This is a genomic window from Ruminiclostridium josui JCM 17888 (genome assembly GCF_000526495.1).
GTDB lineage: Bacteria > Bacillota > Clostridia > Acetivibrionales > DSM-1351 > Ruminiclostridium > Ruminiclostridium josui.
In genome coordinates this window covers 706,781-724,159 of the sequence record NZ_JAGE01000002.1, presented here as the reverse complement: position 1 = coordinate 724,159, position 17,379 = coordinate 706,781, and the positions used below count along the sequence as shown (strand labels likewise).

The 17,379-nt window shown below is 35.8% G+C and carries 12 protein-coding genes; 10 read left to right on the top strand and 2 right to left on the bottom strand.

The window, feature by feature from the left end; translation table 11 throughout:
* The first annotated feature begins 12 nt into the window (after positions 1–12).
* The 7 genes from K412_RS0119460 (at position 13) to K412_RS0119430 (ending at position 11,684) form a co-directional block, all read left to right on the top strand.
* Positions 13–2,853 (top strand): UPF0182 family protein, encoded by a 2,841-nt coding sequence (locus tag K412_RS0119460; protein ID WP_024834636.1) that lies wholly within the window; start codon positions 13–15, stop codon positions 2,851–2,853.
* A gap of 254 nt (positions 2,854–3,107) precedes the next feature.
* The gene (locus K412_RS0119455; protein WP_024834635.1) at positions 3,108–4,988 is read left to right on the top strand and encodes an APC family permease; all 1,881 of its coding nucleotides are present in this window, start codon (positions 3,108–3,110) and stop codon (positions 4,986–4,988) included.
* A gap of 50 nt (positions 4,989–5,038) precedes the next feature.
* Entirely contained in the window at positions 5,039–6,016 is a 978-nt protein-coding gene (locus tag K412_RS0119450) for an ROK family protein (protein ID WP_024834634.1), read from the top strand.
* 25 nt (positions 6,017–6,041) lie between these two features.
* Entirely contained in the window at positions 6,042–6,266 is a 225-nt protein-coding gene (locus K412_RS0119445) for a YdbC family protein (RefSeq protein WP_024834633.1), read from the top strand.
* Positions 6,267–6,751: 485 nt separating this feature from the next.
* A complete protein-coding gene (locus K412_RS0119440) occupies positions 6,752–9,061 on the top strand; it encodes an anaerobic ribonucleoside triphosphate reductase (protein ID WP_024834632.1) in 2,310 nt (769 codons plus the stop codon).
* A gap of 104 nt (positions 9,062–9,165) precedes the next feature.
* On the top strand, positions 9,166–9,675 hold the full coding sequence (nrdG, locus tag K412_RS0119435; protein ID WP_024834631.1) for an anaerobic ribonucleoside-triphosphate reductase activating protein: 510 nt from the start codon (positions 9,166–9,168) through the stop codon (positions 9,673–9,675).
* Positions 9,676–9,797: 122 nt separating this feature from the next.
* Complete coding sequence (locus tag K412_RS0119430) at positions 9,798–11,684, top strand: LTA synthase family protein (protein ID WP_024834630.1); 1,887 nt, start codon at positions 9,798–9,800, stop codon at positions 11,682–11,684.
* Positions 11,685–11,760: 76 nt separating this feature from the next.
* Here K412_RS0119430 and coaW read toward each other — a convergent pair whose 3' ends face one another.
* Positions 11,761–12,606: a type II pantothenate kinase gene (coaW, locus tag K412_RS0119425; RefSeq protein WP_024834629.1), complete on the bottom strand. Its 846-nt coding sequence runs from the start codon at positions 12,604–12,606 to the stop codon at positions 11,761–11,763.
* A gap of 23 nt (positions 12,607–12,629) precedes the next feature.
* Positions 12,630–14,282 carry an OPT/YSL family transporter gene (locus tag K412_RS0119420; RefSeq protein ID WP_024834628.1) on the bottom strand — a complete coding sequence of 551 codons (1,653 nt, stop codon included), beginning with the start codon at positions 14,280–14,282 and terminating at the stop codon, positions 12,630–12,632.
* A gap of 434 nt (positions 14,283–14,716) precedes the next feature.
* Between K412_RS0119420 and K412_RS0119415 the strand changes: the two genes are divergently transcribed.
* The 3 genes from K412_RS0119415 to ffh all read left to right on the top strand — a co-directional run bounded on the left by K412_RS0119415 (position 14,717) and on the right by ffh (position 17,349).
* The gene (locus K412_RS0119415) at positions 14,717–15,493 is read left to right on the top strand and encodes an NYN domain-containing protein (RefSeq protein ID WP_024834627.1); all 777 of its coding nucleotides are present in this window, start codon (positions 14,717–14,719) and stop codon (positions 15,491–15,493) included.
* A gap of 115 nt (positions 15,494–15,608) precedes the next feature.
* The gene (gene ylxM, locus K412_RS0119410) at positions 15,609–15,965 is read left to right on the top strand and encodes a YlxM family DNA-binding protein (protein WP_024834626.1); all 357 of its coding nucleotides are present in this window, start codon (positions 15,609–15,611) and stop codon (positions 15,963–15,965) included.
* 37 nt (positions 15,966–16,002) lie between these two features.
* Positions 16,003–17,349 (top strand): signal recognition particle protein, encoded by a 1,347-nt coding sequence (gene ffh, locus K412_RS0119405; RefSeq protein ID WP_024834625.1) that lies wholly within the window; start codon positions 16,003–16,005, stop codon positions 17,347–17,349.
* Positions 17,350–17,379 lie beyond the last annotated feature (30 nt).

Here is a 17,379-nt window from a genome sequence, read left to right as displayed (position 1 = left end):
GGGAGAAAGTAGATGGAAGAAGTATACGATTATTACAAAGAGAGGGAAAAAAGGCAAAAGAACGGAAAGGGCCGTAAAGGAAAGATTACAGCTTTAATAGTTTTTGCGCTAATAATAGTTTCGGCAATAATAGGAAGCTCTATATACATGGAGCTGATTCAGCTCAAAGAGTTGAACCCAAATGCTGATTATACAACTGTTTATACAAAAAACCTCTTATACAAGACCATATTCTCTATAATCAGTTTTGTGGTTATCACTTTATTTGTATTTTTCACAAACAAAGTGATAGGTAAAAATCTTAAAAAGTACTTCACAAGTAATAACCTTGAGCAGAGAAAATTGATTAATGTTCCTGTTGCATTGGTAGTAGGTATATTAGGGGCATTTATCACTAAGGAATTCTTTTTTAACAAAGCACTCCTTTTTTTGAATTCTGCAAACTTTGGTATAAAAGATCCTCAATTCGGACAGGACATAGGTTATTATATGTTTCAAAGGCCTTTTTATATGTCTCTGTTTAATTTTGTATCTAATTTGTGGCTTTTCCTTGTATTTTACACAGCCATATATTATTTGGTTGTTCTAATGGCGGCTTTAAACAACAATTTATCTGCTAAAGACCTCAAGGATAAAACTATTTTAAGGCATAATCTCATAAATATTGCAATATATTTTGTACTTAAGACTATTTCTTTCAAATTTCAAAGGGAATCACTGTTATTTACGAATTTTACCAATAAAAATATAACAGGCGCAGGCTATGTTGATACAAATATATGGATTAAGTACTATACAATAGCTCCTATAATTGTTCTTGTAATTGTTTTATTAGCAGGTTTCTTTATGTGGAAGGGTAAGTTAAAAAAGTCAGCTATTGTAATTGCGGCTTTTCCGGCATTATTTATTTTACTTACTTTAGTTTCAACATTAATTCAAAATGCTATTGTAGGACCAAATGAAATTGAATTTGAAGACAAATATTTAAAAAATAATATGACGGAAACAAGGGCGGCTTTTGGACTGGATAAAATTCAACCTTATGATTTCAGCAAAATAGATGAACTGACTCCAGAAATAATTAACAATAACAGAAACACTGTTGACAATATACGTGTAGTTGACTATGCACCTACATTGAACAGTAACAAACAGCTTCAAAGTAATACGAACTTTTATACATTCTATAACGGAGATATCTTAAACTACACTGTAAATGGCAAAGAAATACCAGTACTGATTTCCGCCAGAGAAATAAACTCTGATTACTTAAAGAACCAGAACTTTGTAAATAAAACCTTCAAATATACACATGGTTATGGTGTTGTTGTAAATCCTATAAATAAGTTGACTGCACAGGGACAGGTAGATTTTTTGATAAGCGGACTAAAAATGGATACTGTAGACAAGGTAAACCTGAAAGTTACCGAGCCCAGAATATACTACGGACAGTTAACAAATAACTACGTAATTGTAAACCCCAAGAGTGCAGGAAAGCTTTCAGAAATAGACTATGATGGAACTACAGTAAGCTATTTTGATGAAGAGGGAAACAAATACGAAAAAATAAAAATGAACCTCTTAAACAGGCTACTTTTTTCAATTAAATATGCCGATACCAACCTTCTGGTATCCAGTAATATTTCTTCTGATTCAAAGATTCTGCTAAATAGAAATGTTGTGGAGAGAGCCCAGAAAGGAATTCCATTTTTAAAAGTGGATAACGATCCTGCATTGAATATAACTGCAGATGGAAAGCTTGTATGGGTTCTGGATGCGTATAGCATATCCAACAACTATCCATATTCACAATATTTTTATACTCAATCAGAAGATACTGACTTGCAAGAACTTAACGGTATTAATTATATAAGGAATTCGGTTAAAGTAACCGTTGATGCTTATGACGGTACTGTAAAGTATTATGTTATAGACAAGGAAGACCCTATAATAAAAGCTTATCAAAGTGTATATCCGGGACTATTTGCAAAGGATGAATTTCCTGCAGACCTTGCATCACATTTAAGGTATCCTGAAACCCTTTTCAAGCTTCAAACCGAGGTACTTAAGAAATACCACCTAGACCCTGAAAAGGAAGAAAATGTATCAATCTTCTATACAGGGCAGGATGAATGGAATATTGCAAAATATCCTGATTCAAAAAATGAAAGCGGGACAAAGGATATTGATGCGTACTACAATATGGTTAAACTCCCTGGAGATATTGGCAAAAATGAAGAACTCATTCTTATGAGGCCTTTCACACCTTCAGGAGAGAAGCATAACATGGTATCATGGCTGGCAGTTCGAAATGATAAGGCTAACTACGGCCAAATGATTCTGTTTAACTTCCCTAAAAATACTAACATTCTTGGGCCAGACCAATTTGAAGTAAATATTAACCAGATTAGTGAAATATCCAAGGAGCTGACACTGTGGGGACAGGGAGGCTCAAGAGTATTCAAAGGAAGTCTGCTTGTAATACCTATAGAAAACAGTATTTTGTATGTTGAACCGATATATATACAGGCCAACAGTGATTCTTCAATACCGCAGGTAAAAAGGGTGGTAGTGGGATACCAACAGGGAGCAGATTTCAAACATGGTATAGGAGACGACCTCAATAGTGCTATAGACAATCTGTTTGGAAATAAAACAACCCCAGCGAATAATAATAAACCTGAAACTAATAATCAAGAAAGTCAGCAGGATAAGGTGGATTCAACACCTCCTACAGTGGATGAATCACAAAGTATAGACAGACAAAAACTGGATGAATTACAACAAAAATTAGATGAACTTATGAAACAATCTCAGGAGATTAATGAACTTTTAAAAAGCCTGAAAAAGTAAGAATATCAATGGTTATGGGAATAGTTTCCTAAAATGGAGCTATTCCTTTTTTATTGTAAAAAAAATGTTGCTAAATTATATAAAAAGTATATAATTCTATGTTGTGCAATAGGATATTATTTAGTAAATTTGCTATTGAAAATTGCATAGAAAAGTATTAGAATACAATAAGCGTTTTGCCATAATATTCCTTGTGACAAAATGAGGAAAAACCAAATAATAAAACTAAATAACTTTAAAATGGTGAGGCATTTATGTTTAAAAAAATAAGAAGGATTTTGGTCGGTAAACCGCTGAAAAATGAAGCACTACAAGATCAAAAAATGGGAGTTCTCTGGGGACTTCCAATATTATCCAGTGATGCTATTTCGTCGGTAGCCTATGCAGGTCAGGAAGTATTGATGGTTTTGATACCTTCTGTGGGTATGCTGGCATTCCGACAGTTGTCGTATATATCTATTGCAATTATTTGTCTTCTTATGATACTCATGTTGTCATACAGACAGGTTATAGACAGTTATCCAAATGGCGGTGGTGCCTATGTGGTTGCCAAGGAGAATCTGGGAATTCTTGCAGGTGTTACAGCCGGTGCTGCATTATCTGTTGACTATGTAATGACTGTAGCAGTGAGTATTTCTTCCGGAGTTGAACAATTTACAACTGCATTTAAGGGCTTTAAGCCTTATTCGGTTATCATAGCAGTTGCTATGGTACTTTTACTTATGTTAGGTAATTTAAGAGGAATAAGAGAGTCCTCTAGAGTTTTTGGTATTCCTGCCTATGCGTTTATTATGGGTATAGTAGTTATGATAGCTGCCGGTTTTGCAAAGGTAGCGGGAGGATATGTTCCTCCGCCGGCTCAAGATATGCCTGACGTTGTTAAACCTTTGACGCTAATGTTGGTACTGACTGCTTTTTCAAATGGTTGTGCGGCTGTTACAGGTGTTGAGGCTGTAAGTAATGCGGTACCAAACTTCAAGAATCCAAGTACAAAGTATGCTAAAAGAGTACTGCTTCTTTTGTCTATGGTCATTCTTGTTTTGTTTGGTGGAAGTTCTGTTATAGCAAATATATACCATGTAAATCCATCTCATGGCAATGCAATGCTTGTAGTGATAGCCGGTGAGATTTTCCACAATACCAAGTTTGATTTTATGTTTTATTATATAACTGCAACTACATTTATTATACTTGTTCTTGCAGCCAACACAGCTTATTCGGGGTTCCCGATGCTGATTTCAATTATGGCAAAAGACGGATACGCTCCAAAACAACTCAGTATGAGAGGTGACAGACTGAGTTATGACAACGGAATAATTCTATTATCTGTTCTTGCAAGTGTCTTAATGATTGCATTTAAGGCAGATGTTTCGAAGTTGATAGGTCTTTATGCAATAGGTGTGTTTATTTCCTTTACACTGTCTCAAACAGGTATGTTTATTAAGTGGAAGGGCAGCAAAGAAAAAGGCTGGAAGCACAAGGCTGTAATCAATGGAACAGGAGCAGTTGTATCAGGTATTGTTGTTATAATCATTGCCTTTACTAAGTTCAGAGAAGGCGCATGGTTAGTTGTTATACTTATACCAATTCTAATATCATTAATATTCAAGGTAAAAAAGCACTATGAAGCGGTTAGCAAACAGTTAAGGCTCAAACCAGAAGAGATTGCAAACTTTGATATTAGTAAAGCTGTGTACACAAACAGAGTTATTGTTCCAATAGAGAGTATAAACAGGTCAAGCCTGAGAGCTCTTCGGTATGCAAAAACCATATCGGACAACATAACTGCTTTTAGTGTGGTCATTAGTGAAGAAGATGCAAAAAAAATAAAAGAAAAATATAATGCCCTCAATATGGATGTTCCTTTAGTTGTTAAATATTCGCCTTTCAGAAAAGTTGTTGATCCAATGCTCAAATTCATTGATTCGGCTGAATATGACTATCAGAGCGGTGATATGATAACGGTTATACTTCCGCAGTTTTCAGTTAAGAAATGGTGGCATAGATTCCTTCACAACAATACCAGATATTATGTTGAAAAGGAACTTTTAAAGCATAAGCATATAGTTGTATCAGTTATGCCATTACAATTAAGGGATGATGATTTTGTTCTTAACAGTCATAAATATGATTGATAAGCATGTTATGTAAAATAATAATATCATAATATAAAGAGGCGTGATATATGAAATATACTATTGGTATTGAATTGGGAGTCAAAAATATAGTTGCAGGTATACTTGATAAAAATGGTAAATTAATTCGCAGAGACACTGTACCCACAAATAAAGACAGAGAATTTTCAGAAATAATTAATGATGTTTGTACACTAATAAGAAAAATAACTGAAGATGAAGATGTTGAAATAAAAAATGTAAAATATATAGGAGTAGGATGTCCTGGGATAACAGATAACAAGAATGGTATCGTTATAAAAAACTACTCTCTTAATTTCACAAATGCAAATGTGAGAAGTGAAATTCAAAAGCACTTAAACATTCCTGTTTTTGTTGAAAATGATGCTAATTGTGTAGCAATAGCTGAATATCTCCTTGGTGCCGCATATGGTACCGAAAGTTCACTTACTATCAAAGTAGGAGTAGGCATCGGCGGAGGAATTATTATCGATGGTAGTATATATAATGGTTTTAACTTTGGTGGGACTGAGTTCGGACATATGGTTATAGAACATAATGGGAGACCGTGTAGCTGTGGCAGAAAAGGCTGTTGGGAGCAATATGTGTCTGGAACTTCTCTTATTAATCAAACAAAACAGCTTGCAGCAGAAAATCCGGATTCCATTTTAGGTAAAATGGTTATGAACAATGTTGCACAGATAACTGAATTGACTATATTTGAAGCTGCAAAGGCCGGTGATGAAAAGGCCAAAAAAATATGCTCAGAATTTGTTGAATATTTTGCTGAGGGATTAACAAACATTGTAAATATATTAATGCCTGAAGTTGTAATATTAGCAGGGCCCATAAGTAAACTAGGCAACACAATTGTAAACCCATTGGTTGAGCTTTTAAAAGATAGAGTATATTCCAAAGAGCTTAATCTTCCTGAATTTAAAATGGCTGAAATGGGTAATGCAGGTATTTTAGTAGGTGCTGCACTGTTAGGTGCTTTTAAAGATAAAAAACTTGATGACTGGGTATAATTTAATTTGGGGAGGATTGCTATATATGGCTGAAATAAAGTTTGAAATAACTCAAAACATTGGTACTTTATCTGAGTCGGGAAAAGGTTGGTATAAGGAATTGAATTTGGTAAGCTGGAATGATAGAGCCCCAAAGTATGATATTAGGGATTGGTCTCCAGATCATGAAAAGATGGGAAAGGGTATTACACTTACAAAAGAAGAATTAATAGAACTGAAGAAACTTTTAAACAGCTTGGAGGACATATAGTAGCTCAGATAGCAGCTTACGGAATAAAGAGAAAATAAAAGCATAATACCACGTAAAAACCTGTTTTAAGCAGGTTAAGGTATCTTGGCTATTATGCTTATTTTATTTGCTCTTTTTTGCATAAGATATTATATAGTCAAAAACCAAAACAAAAAAAGATAAAGGTAGAAAATAAATCTTAATTAAGGCATACAGGCTAAAATTTAGATACATCAAAATAATAACTTGTTGACACAATATCTTGATAGTGATAGTATAGTTGCACCAACATATTGTTAAAAGTGATGAATATATACATATTCACAACATAAAATTATTTAGATATATGGCATAAACACATGTTCAAGGCTACGGCCATTTTGGCTGGTGGCCCGAATTATTGTGCAATTTGATTTGCACTTTTATTTGTGCGCATATTTTGCTTTTTTAGCAAGAGTTAATAAATTTACTGCAAAAGAAAAAATTTGAGAAGGGTGGCTAGCCACATGATAACCAAAATCAGAAAGCGTGACGGAAGAGAAGTACCATTTAACATTGAAAAAATTGCTAATGCTATTTTTAAGGCAGCTAGCGCTACCGGAGGTAAGGATTACAAGACGGCAATGGAATTGGCAGAAAGAGTTGTTGATTTCATTGAATCAAGTCCTGAAAGAAGAGTACCCAGTGTTGAAGAAATACAGGACACAGTAGAAAAGGTGTTAATTGAGACAGGCCATGCAAAAACGGCCAAGGAGTTCATTTTATACAGGGCAGACAGAACAAGAATACGTGAAATGAACACACGCTTGATGAAGGTTTATGAGGAACTCACCTTCAAAGATGCAAAGGATAATGACTTAAAACGTGAAAATGCAAACATAGACAGTGATACTGCTATGGGAACAATGCTTAAATATGGCTCTGAGGGTGCAAAACAATTCTATGAAATGTATGTACTTAAACCGGAGCATGCGAGAGCTCATAATAATGCAGATATACATATACACGACTTGGATTTTTTAACATTGACTACTACTTGCTGTCAGATAGATATTCAAAAGTTGTTTAAAGGTGGTTTTAGTACAGGACATGGATACCTGAGAGAACCAAATGATATCAGCAGTTATTCAGCTTTGGCTTGTATTGCAATCCAGTCAAATCAGAATGATCAGCATGGAGGTCAGAGCATTCCAAATTTTGATTATGGAATGTCATTGGGGGTTGCAAAGACTTTTGAAAAGGGATACAGGCAGAATTTGAAGAAATCATTGGAATTGCTAACAGGAAATGATTTTTCAAATGAGATTAAAGAAGCTCGTGAAGAAATATATAAAGAAATCGGAATAAAGCCGGCGCTAAATAGAATGGAGCCATATATTAAAGCAGAAAAGAAATTTCTATTGAAATGTATTTCGGACGAAGCCTTGATTGAGAAAGCTCAGAGTTTTGCAGTAAAAAAGACTGAAGAAGAAACTGACAGAATCACTTATCAGGCTATGGAAGCATTTGTTCATAACCTCAATACAATGCATAGCAGAGCAGGAGCACAAACACCTTTCAGTTCCATTAATTACGGAACAGATACTTCACCAGAAGGAAGGCTTGTGATTAAAAATCTGTTACTGGCTACAGAAGAAGGCCTTGGAAATGGTGAAACACCAATATTCCCCATACATATATTCAAGGTTAAAGAGGGAATAAACTATAATGAAAGTGACCCTAACTATGATCTTTTCAAGCTGGCATGCCGTGTCAGTGCAAAGAGATTATTCCCTAACTTTTCTTTTATAGATGCTCCATATAACCTAAGATTCTACAAGGATGGGGATCCTAATACTGAGATTGCTTACATGGGTTGCAGAACCAGAGTTATAGGAAATACATATGACCCTGACAGGGAAGTAATATTTGGCAGGGGAAATCTGAGTTTTACAACCATAAATTTACCGAGAATAGCCTTAAGAAGCAATAAGAACCTTAATATTTTCTTTGAAGAACTTGATAAGAAAATTGACTTGGTAATTGACCAGCTTTACGAAAGATATCTTATTCAGTCAAAGAAGAAAGTCAAAAACTTTCCTTTCCTTATGGGACAGGGAGTATGGATTGATTCTGAAAAGTTGAGTTGGGAAGATGAAGTTGGGGAAGTATTGAAGCATGGAACACTTACCATGGGCTTTATCGGTTTGGCAGAGTGTCTCAAGGCATTAATCGGGAAGCACCATGGAGAATCTGAACAAGCTCAAAATCTCGGTCTTGAAATCGTAGGCTATATGAGAAAGAGAATGGACGAAGCAAGTGAGAAATACAATATGAATTTTTCTCTTATTGCAACTCCGGCAGAGGGTACGTCAGGCAGATTTATAAAGTATGATAAGAAATTATTTGGTAATATAGAAGGTGTGACAGATAGAGAATATTATACAAACAGTTTTCATGTGCCTGTTTACTATAAGATAAATGCAATAGACAAGATAAAGACTGAAGCTCCTTACCATGAGTTAACTAATGGGGGACATATAACTTATGTTGAAGTTGACGGTGATCCCCTAAACAATTTGGAAGCCTTTGAAAAGATTATCAGAGCAATGAAGGAGTCAGGAATAGGATACGGCTCAATAAACCATCCTGTTGACAGAGACCCTGTATGCGGTTATACGGGAATAATAGGCGATACATGTCCTAAGTGCGGAAGAGAAGAAGACGATAGACATTTTGAAAGGATTAGGCGTATTACCGGGTATCTTGTTGGGACACTTGACAGGTTTAATGATGCTAAAAAAGCTGAGGTACGAGATAGAGTCAAACATATGTAATTAATTATATAACAGTATAAAATGGGGTTGTCGCAAAATTAATTTTTAGGTTTAAAACAAAAACTTTCTGTTTTGCAACAGCCCCATTTATTGTGGTGATAAATATGAACAAGCAGATAAGAATATCAGGAATAATCAATGAATCTATTGTCGACGGTCCGGGAATACGAATGGTAATCTTTTCACAGGGCTGCCCACATAATTGTAAAGGCTGCCACAATCCTCACACCCATTCCTTTGATGGTGGTGAATTTATTGAGATTGAAGAAATAGTGGAGAAAATACGAAAAAATCCACTATTGGATGGAGTTACATTCAGCGGAGGAGAACCCTTTGAACAGGCAGATACTTTTGCAGTCCTTGCTAAGGAAATTAAAAAACTTGGACTCAATGTTATGGTTTATTCGGGGTACACATTTGAACAGTTGATTGAAAATTCACATGCCAGAAAAGGCTGGATGGAACTTCTTAATAATATTAATATACTGGTTGACGGGCCCTTTATACAGGAACAGAGGGATCTTCTTCTTAAATTCAGAGGTTCAGCAAACCAACGTATAATTGACGTTGAAAAAAGTTTGGCAAGTGGTAATATAGAGTTTGCGAATATATAAATTAATTTATAGAATAAGCTGCTATTTACAAAGACAATTATTAGACCTAAAATAATATGGTAAACGAGGAACGGTAGGCCAAATAATGTATTTATTTTTGCTTGCCGGGAATGGAGTTATAAATGCTTAATTTACTTTCATCTAAATCCCAAAAAAGGATTGAATTGGGATATATTTGGACTTTTACTTTAATAGCTGTTTTTACAGTATTTTTAACAATAACCGGCTTTCTACTTCAGCCAAATGACTTCCGTACCATAGCTGCTAATGTACTTAGGCATCCTTCTTTATTTATACTTAATGGTTTTCCTGTTTTTGCAGGTATATTGTTCTTTTATCTGATATTCAATAATGTATTTTTTTCAGTTTCATTAGTTTCCACTGTATTTCATGCAGCATCATTAATAAACCGCTTCAAGATTATTTTCAGAGACGATCCTTTTGTACCTCAAGATGTGTTTCTTGGCGCTGAGGCGGCTAATATAATGTCAGATACAAAGATGAAGCTGGATTTTTCCTTAATTATAGCAGTCCTTCTTTTTACTTTGGCTATGGTGGTTTTTGGAATATTTATAAAGTTCAAAAAGCTCAAGATGCCACTAAAAATCCTTGGGTGTGTTGCAACTATAGGGGCAGTACTTTTAGCGAATACCTTTGTTTATAGCTCCAGAGAAATATATGACAGAATGCCGTCCAAGTCAAAAGCCTACGTAGCTGGTGTATTTAATGATGTTGGCTTTAATTACTGTTTTTTATATAATTTGAGTGCATATAAGATGGAAGTACCTGAAAACTACAGCAAGTCTGCTGCAGAAAAGTTGGTTAAAAAATATACAAATAGTAAATCTACTCCAAAAGTGAAGGCCAATGTAATATTTGTTATGAACGAAGCCTTTTCCGACATAAGCTTGGATAAATCATTCAAGTTTGGTTTAGACGATGATCCTCTTAAAAATTTTAAGCTCATAGTTAAGGAAAAGAATTCGGTGTCGGGACATCTGGTAGTGCCGAATTTTGGCGGCGGGACAGCAAATACCGAATTCGATGTAATGACGGGAATGCAGACATTAAACCTGAGTAATGTGCCCACTTCATCTTTTAGACTTATACACAGGAATATAAAATCCATAGCGAGAGTATTGGGCAGTGATTCATATAAAAATTATTTTATGCATCCCGGCGACAGTTGGTTTTATAACAGGGCAAATGTATATAGATTTCTTGGGGTGGAAAACCAAACATTTATAGAGCAATTCAAAAAGCCGGAAGACTTAAAGGGTTCATTGATATCGGACAAAGCAGCGGGTGAAAAGATAATCAGTCTGTATGAGAATAATACTGATTCTGGTAAAAATCCGGTATTTAATTACAATGTAACAATTCAGAACCATATGCCATATACCTCCAGTAAGTACAGCGGATTAAAGGTCAAAGAAGTATCCACTGACAAACAGTTGTCATCACAGGCAAAGACCCTCTTATCAAATTATTTTGAGGGAGTAAGAGATGCGGACAGGCTGCTAAAAACCCTTACTGATTACTTTAGAGAAAGACAGGAGCCTGTTATCCTTGTATTTTTTGGAGATCACAAACCTTCTTTAGGGGACAATTACCTTGCGTACAGGGAAGCAGGAATTGATATAAATGAAAGCGGAACAATTGAGGAGGCTATGAAAAGCCGTGAAGTACCATATTTAATATGGGCAAATGACAGCGCAGGCAATATTATTGATTTTCCAAGTGCTGTCCTAAATCTTGGTCTCCCTGCGGATAATACAATTAGTGCAAACTATCTTGGAGCAATTGTTCTGGAATTATTAGGTTATGACGGATATGACCCTTATTTTGATTTTCTGAATGAATTGAGAAAAGAGCTTCCGGTTATAACAAGATACAATTTTAAAACAATGAATGGTTATACTGATAAGCTCTCAGAAAAACAGCAGTCTTTGGTTCAAGACTTAAGAATATGGCAGTATTACAGGATGACTAGTGATAAAGTAAATTAGATAATAAGTTATCAAGATTAAAAAAAGCAAAATGACCACAATGGCTCATTTTGCTTTTTAGTAAGTATATGTATATCTACAACACTTCACGCATTGAAATTCCTTCGGTACTGAAGCATATTGCAGCACCCACAGCAGTTGCATATTCTGCATGTTCAGGTATTTGAAAGTTAATATTATATAATGCACTAAGCTGGTCAAATATCTTTTGAGCTTGGGGGACGTTTGTAAGGTTCCCTGTGAGAACAACATCCTTTATATTATCAATTCTTGTATTAAAAACAGCTACCATACCTATTGTCTGAAAAACAAGGTTTATAATTCCCAGAGCCAAATCTGCCTTGGTTACCAGGTCACTTATTTTCCCAAAATTAGATGCAGTGGTTTCGCTGGGGAGAGTTGCTAGAGCTTCCTTTGATATGTCCCCAATAGTTAAGTCAACGTTTGACAAATCACCTCCAGCGGCTGTCTCAATAAGTTCATCAAAATGCCGTACATTCAGCATCCTGTTTGATAGACCCAAAAGGGTACCTCCGCCGATACCTGTTCCACCAAGGTGCACAGCAGTATTATTCTCAGCTTTTACTAGTGCGGTACCTGTTCCCATACTTACAATAATGGCTTTTTTCAAATTGCTTAAAAACAGGCCACCCATGCCGATTGCCATAAATTCGTCAACTTTGGCAGTTGGTATACCAAAAAGTTTGCTGTCAACAAAAGAAGAGCCTACACCGGTTACCATAATTCTCTCAATGTCATCTATTTTTAATGAATTAACACTAAGGAATTTGCCAAAAGCCCCGTAAACCGATGCAAGCGGGTCATTAGCACGAACAAGAAAAGGACTAATCATAGTTTTGCCGTCAAAACCAACAATTTTAGTAGTACTTCCTCCAAGGTCTATTCCAATTACCTTACCCACAAAACCACTCCTCTTTTAATAAATTATCCTCTTGTAAACATTTTAACCAAAGCTATACCAACTCCTGTAATACCTTCACCACCAAGAAGTCCGGAAGCTGCCACTGTTCCTGTGTCATCATCAGATGATTTTTTTCTAACACGGTCTGATATGAACCTTATTACACCGCCTATAAATACGGCAGATGAAATTGTAAAGGGAAGGAATACTCCTATACCGAGAGTAGCAGTTGGAAGACCTAAAAGATATAGTAAAGCCCCGATGCCCACTGCAATACCAAAAACAATTGGATTACCGATTCCGTTAATCATTGCTGAAACTCCTGTTGCTTGAGCGGCGGGCAAGGCAGTTTCAGAACCCACTTCACCGAATTGATTGATAATGGCGAATAAAGCAAGAGATGCTACTATAGTACCAAATAAGCCTCCCACTATCTGAGAAATAAGCTGTGCTTTCGGGTTGGTTCCCAAAACCTGTCCTGCCTTATAATCGTTGAACAGATCCCCGGAAAAGCCGCTGGCAATTGCAGTACACGCCGCAATCATCAGTGCATCCATTGCATCAATTTTAGCAAAAATCCTTATAGCCAGAAGAACAATTATTCCGAATATTTCCATAGGATTAATACCTGTCTGCCCCGTAATAGTTGCAGCCATTAAGGAAACAACGTAAATACCAATAATCAGCAAAATAGAAGGGAGTACCGGGATTCCGGCCACAACTGTAAAAATAAAGGCAATAAAAGTGCCTGACATAATTAGAATCCTGCTGGGATTAAAAATGTTCTTTTTACTTTTTAAAGTTTCAGCGTTTTCAGAGTATACATCCTTTTGTCTGTTTTTAAACTTTTTTATATAGGAATAGATGATACCCAATAAAATACCGAGACCGGTACCTACCAAAAGTCCAATACCTGCACTGGTTGTAAATGAGGATGCGGCTGTAGTATCGGCAAACAACCCCAGTTTTGGGCCAAATGGAATTATAAATACGTGTGAAAATAATGCTCCAAGAAACCAGACACCTGTATACAATGTTCCGAGAATATATCCCATACCCACTGCCATTGGAGAATTCCATATACCAAGAGGGGAATATTTATTGAACATAAATGCATCTGGAACTAATCTTACTTGATCTCTTAGAAATGTATAAATAGTTGAAATAAGCATTGTTCCAAAAAGAACTATGGATTTTTTACCGCCTTCGTCACCTGCTTTTATAGTTTCTGCCGCAGCTTGTCCGATAGGAAAGGGCAGAGAATTTTTTAAAATATATCTGTATCTTAAAATATAGGAAGTAACACTTCCTAAAAGCATACCTGCAACAGCAATTGATAATACTTTAACATAGTTGGAGGAAATACTTACAGAGCCTTTCCATATACCCATAATCCATAAACCAGGCAGAGTAAAGGCAAGACCTCCTGCTACCATTGCACCTGCAGACATTGCTGTCTGTGTAATATTGATTTCATTGTTAGTTGTCTTTCCAAAAAGTTTAAGAAGGCCCATTGACAATACCGCTACAAAAATTGTTGGCCATGGAAGTGCACTCATTCTCAAAGCAACGTACATGGAACTTGCAGTTATAACACAAGAACCCAGAGAGCCAATTATCAAACTCCTTAATGACAATTGCTCGACGCCCATAAAGTTTCTTTCCTGATTATTCAAAATTAATCTCCTCCCCATTCAGTAAACATGTTACACAAGTTTTCTGGTATTTATTCATAGGTTAAACAGCATCAAAAATAGAAGTAGCAAAAGCTTATACTTCTTGAAAAAAATATTGAATTTACATAATATGGAAAGAATGATTATGTTTGAAAAACAGATATGAAGTACATCATAGAATCAACCCCCGTTCTCATTCCCTAATGGGATATAAGTCGAATTAAATAAAACTAATAAAAAACATGTCTGGTTTCATAATGAATACCAGCTAATAAAACATGATATCATATAAAAAAAACCAGTGCAATCTAAAAGATGCGTAATTATTATTTTTTGGGAAAAATAGTGGCAATAGTCAACTTTATATACAAAAGAAGGACTTAATGTGCTAGTATTAAGTTATGTGATTTTATAAATGAAAGGAGTAGTGAAAAATGAGTCCTGATGAAATGAGGCTTGCAGTATTGATAGATGCAGAAAATGTGCCTTATAGTAATGTTAAGGGGATTATGGAGGAAATTGCTAAGCACGGTACCCCTACTATTAAAAGAATTTATGCTGACTGGACAAAACCAACCATGTCAGGTTGGAAAAATGTGCTACTGGAGAATGCAATAACGCCAATACAGCAGTACAGCTATACATCAGGTAAGAATTCTTCTGATTCGGCTATGATTATTGATGCAATGGATATTTTATATTCAGACCAAGTAGAAGGTTTTTGTATAATATCCAGTGACAGTGACTTTACCAGACTGGTTACCAGGCTGCGTGAGGCTGGCAAAAAAGTATATGGTATAGGGGAAAGAAAAACCCCCAGCCCTTTTATAGCAGCTTGTGATAAGTTTACATATATAGAAATAATAAGTGCCTCACTTCAAAATAGCAGGACATATGAAAATGGGGCCAAAAAAGAGGAGATAACCGAGAAGGAGCAAAGAAACGGTACTATATCAATTGGCAAAGATATAATAAATTTAATATCCGTTTCAATTAATGACGTTGAGGATGAAAACGGCTGGGCGTTTTTAGGAGATGTAGGTAATCTTATAATCAAGAAGCAGCCCGACTTTGACCCTAGAAACTTTGGTTTTTACAAGCTTACGCATTTGATAAGAAAGCTTAAAGAATTTGAAATAGAAGAACGAGATACTAACAATTCTAAAATAAAACACATTTATGTTAGAAACAGAAGCAAACGTACAGATTAGATTTGTAAAGTAAAAATACTTGACAATATACTATGATTGTTTTAAAATAAGCTGTAAAGTAAAAATACTTGACATAGAATTTGATTAACCCCGCATTCAACTAATGGAGGTTAATATGAATAAAATATACGAAACTTCACTGCTGCTTGATTTTTATGGACAGCTTCTGACGGATAGGCAGTACGAAATACTTGATCTGCATTATAACAATGATTTTACTCTTACAGAGATTGCAGAACAACTGAATATCAGCAGGCAGGGTGTATATGATAATGAAAAGCGCGGAAGGGCGCAGCTTATAGAGTATGAAAACAAACTGGGACTGTTGGGTAAATTTTCACAGCAGAAGCAAAAGGCACAAAATGTGCTTGAAATGATGAAGAAACTTAAACTTGATTCATTGGGAAGAGAAAACGCAGATATTATTAAAAAAGTAATTACTGAAATAGAAGATTTAGCAAATAACATATAAAATAGAGGCTTTTGTTTAGCAGATTGGAGGTTTTTAGATGTCAGTTTTTGAGGGTTTGTCAGGAAAGCTCCAGGAAACAATAAAGAAAATTCGCGGACAGGGCAGAGTATCCGAAAAAGATGTAAAGGATATGATGAGAGAAATCAAGCTGGCTCTGCTTGAAGCCGATGTAAATTTTAAGGTTGTTAAGGAATTTATAAGCAAGGTATCTGAAAGAGCGGTAGGCTCTGATGTGCTAGAGAGCCTTACACCGGGACAGCAGGTAGTTAAGATAGTTCATGAAGAACTAATAGAATTGCTTGGCAGGGAGCAGAGTAAGATTACATTTGCACCAAAACCTCCGACAATTTTAATGATGGCAGGACTACAGGGGGCAGGTAAAACCACTACTGCAGGAAAGCTTGCTAACCTTTTGAGAAAGCAGGGAAAAAATCCTTTGCTGGTTGCCTGTGACGTGTATCGTCCGGCAGCTATCAAACAGCTTCAGGTATTGGGAAATCAATTAAATATTCCTGTATTTACACTGGAGAACAATCAGAACCCTGTTCAAATAGCTAAAGAAGCAGTTAGCTTTGCAGAAATGAAACAGCACGACTTGGTTATACTTGATACGGCAGGAAGACTCCATATTGATGAAAAGCTTATGGATGAACTGTTAAATATAAAGAATTCGGTTAAACCTCATGAAATACTTTTGGTTGTTGATTCAATGACAGGTCAGGATGCAGTAAACGTATCCGAAACCTTTAATGAAAAACTGGGTATTGACGGAGTAGTTCTTACAAAACTTGACGGTGATACTAGAGGCGGTGCGGCTCTTTCTGTTAAATCTGTTACAGGTAAGCCCATTAAGTTTGCTGCAATGGGTGAAAAGCTTAATGATATTGAGCCATTTTTCCCTGACAGAATGGCCTCTAGAATACTTGGAATGGGCGATGTTCTCAGTCTCATAGAAAAAGCTCAGGAAGCGTATGACGAGAAAAAGGCTATTGAACTGGAAAAGAAAATGCGTACCATGACGTTTACTCTGGAAGATTTTCTGGAACAGATGCAGCAAATTAAGAAAATGGGGCCTATTGGTGATTTGCTTGGCATGATGCCAGGTGTGGATTCAAAGGCTTTGAAGGATATAAATATTGATGAAAAGCAGATGGGACGTACTGAGGCTATTATTCAGTCAATGACAAGAAAAGAAAGATTAGATCCGTCTATTATAAACGGAAGTCGCAGAAAAAGAATTTCTGCGGGAAGCGGTACTACCATACAGGAAGTAAATGCACTCTTAAAGCAGTTTGAACAGATGAAGAAATTGATGAAAATGATGAGTGACATGGGTAAGAAAGGTAAAAAAGGCGGTTTTGGAAAGTTTAGGTTGCCTTTTTGATAAATGATTTTGATTATAATCCTTTGAAGG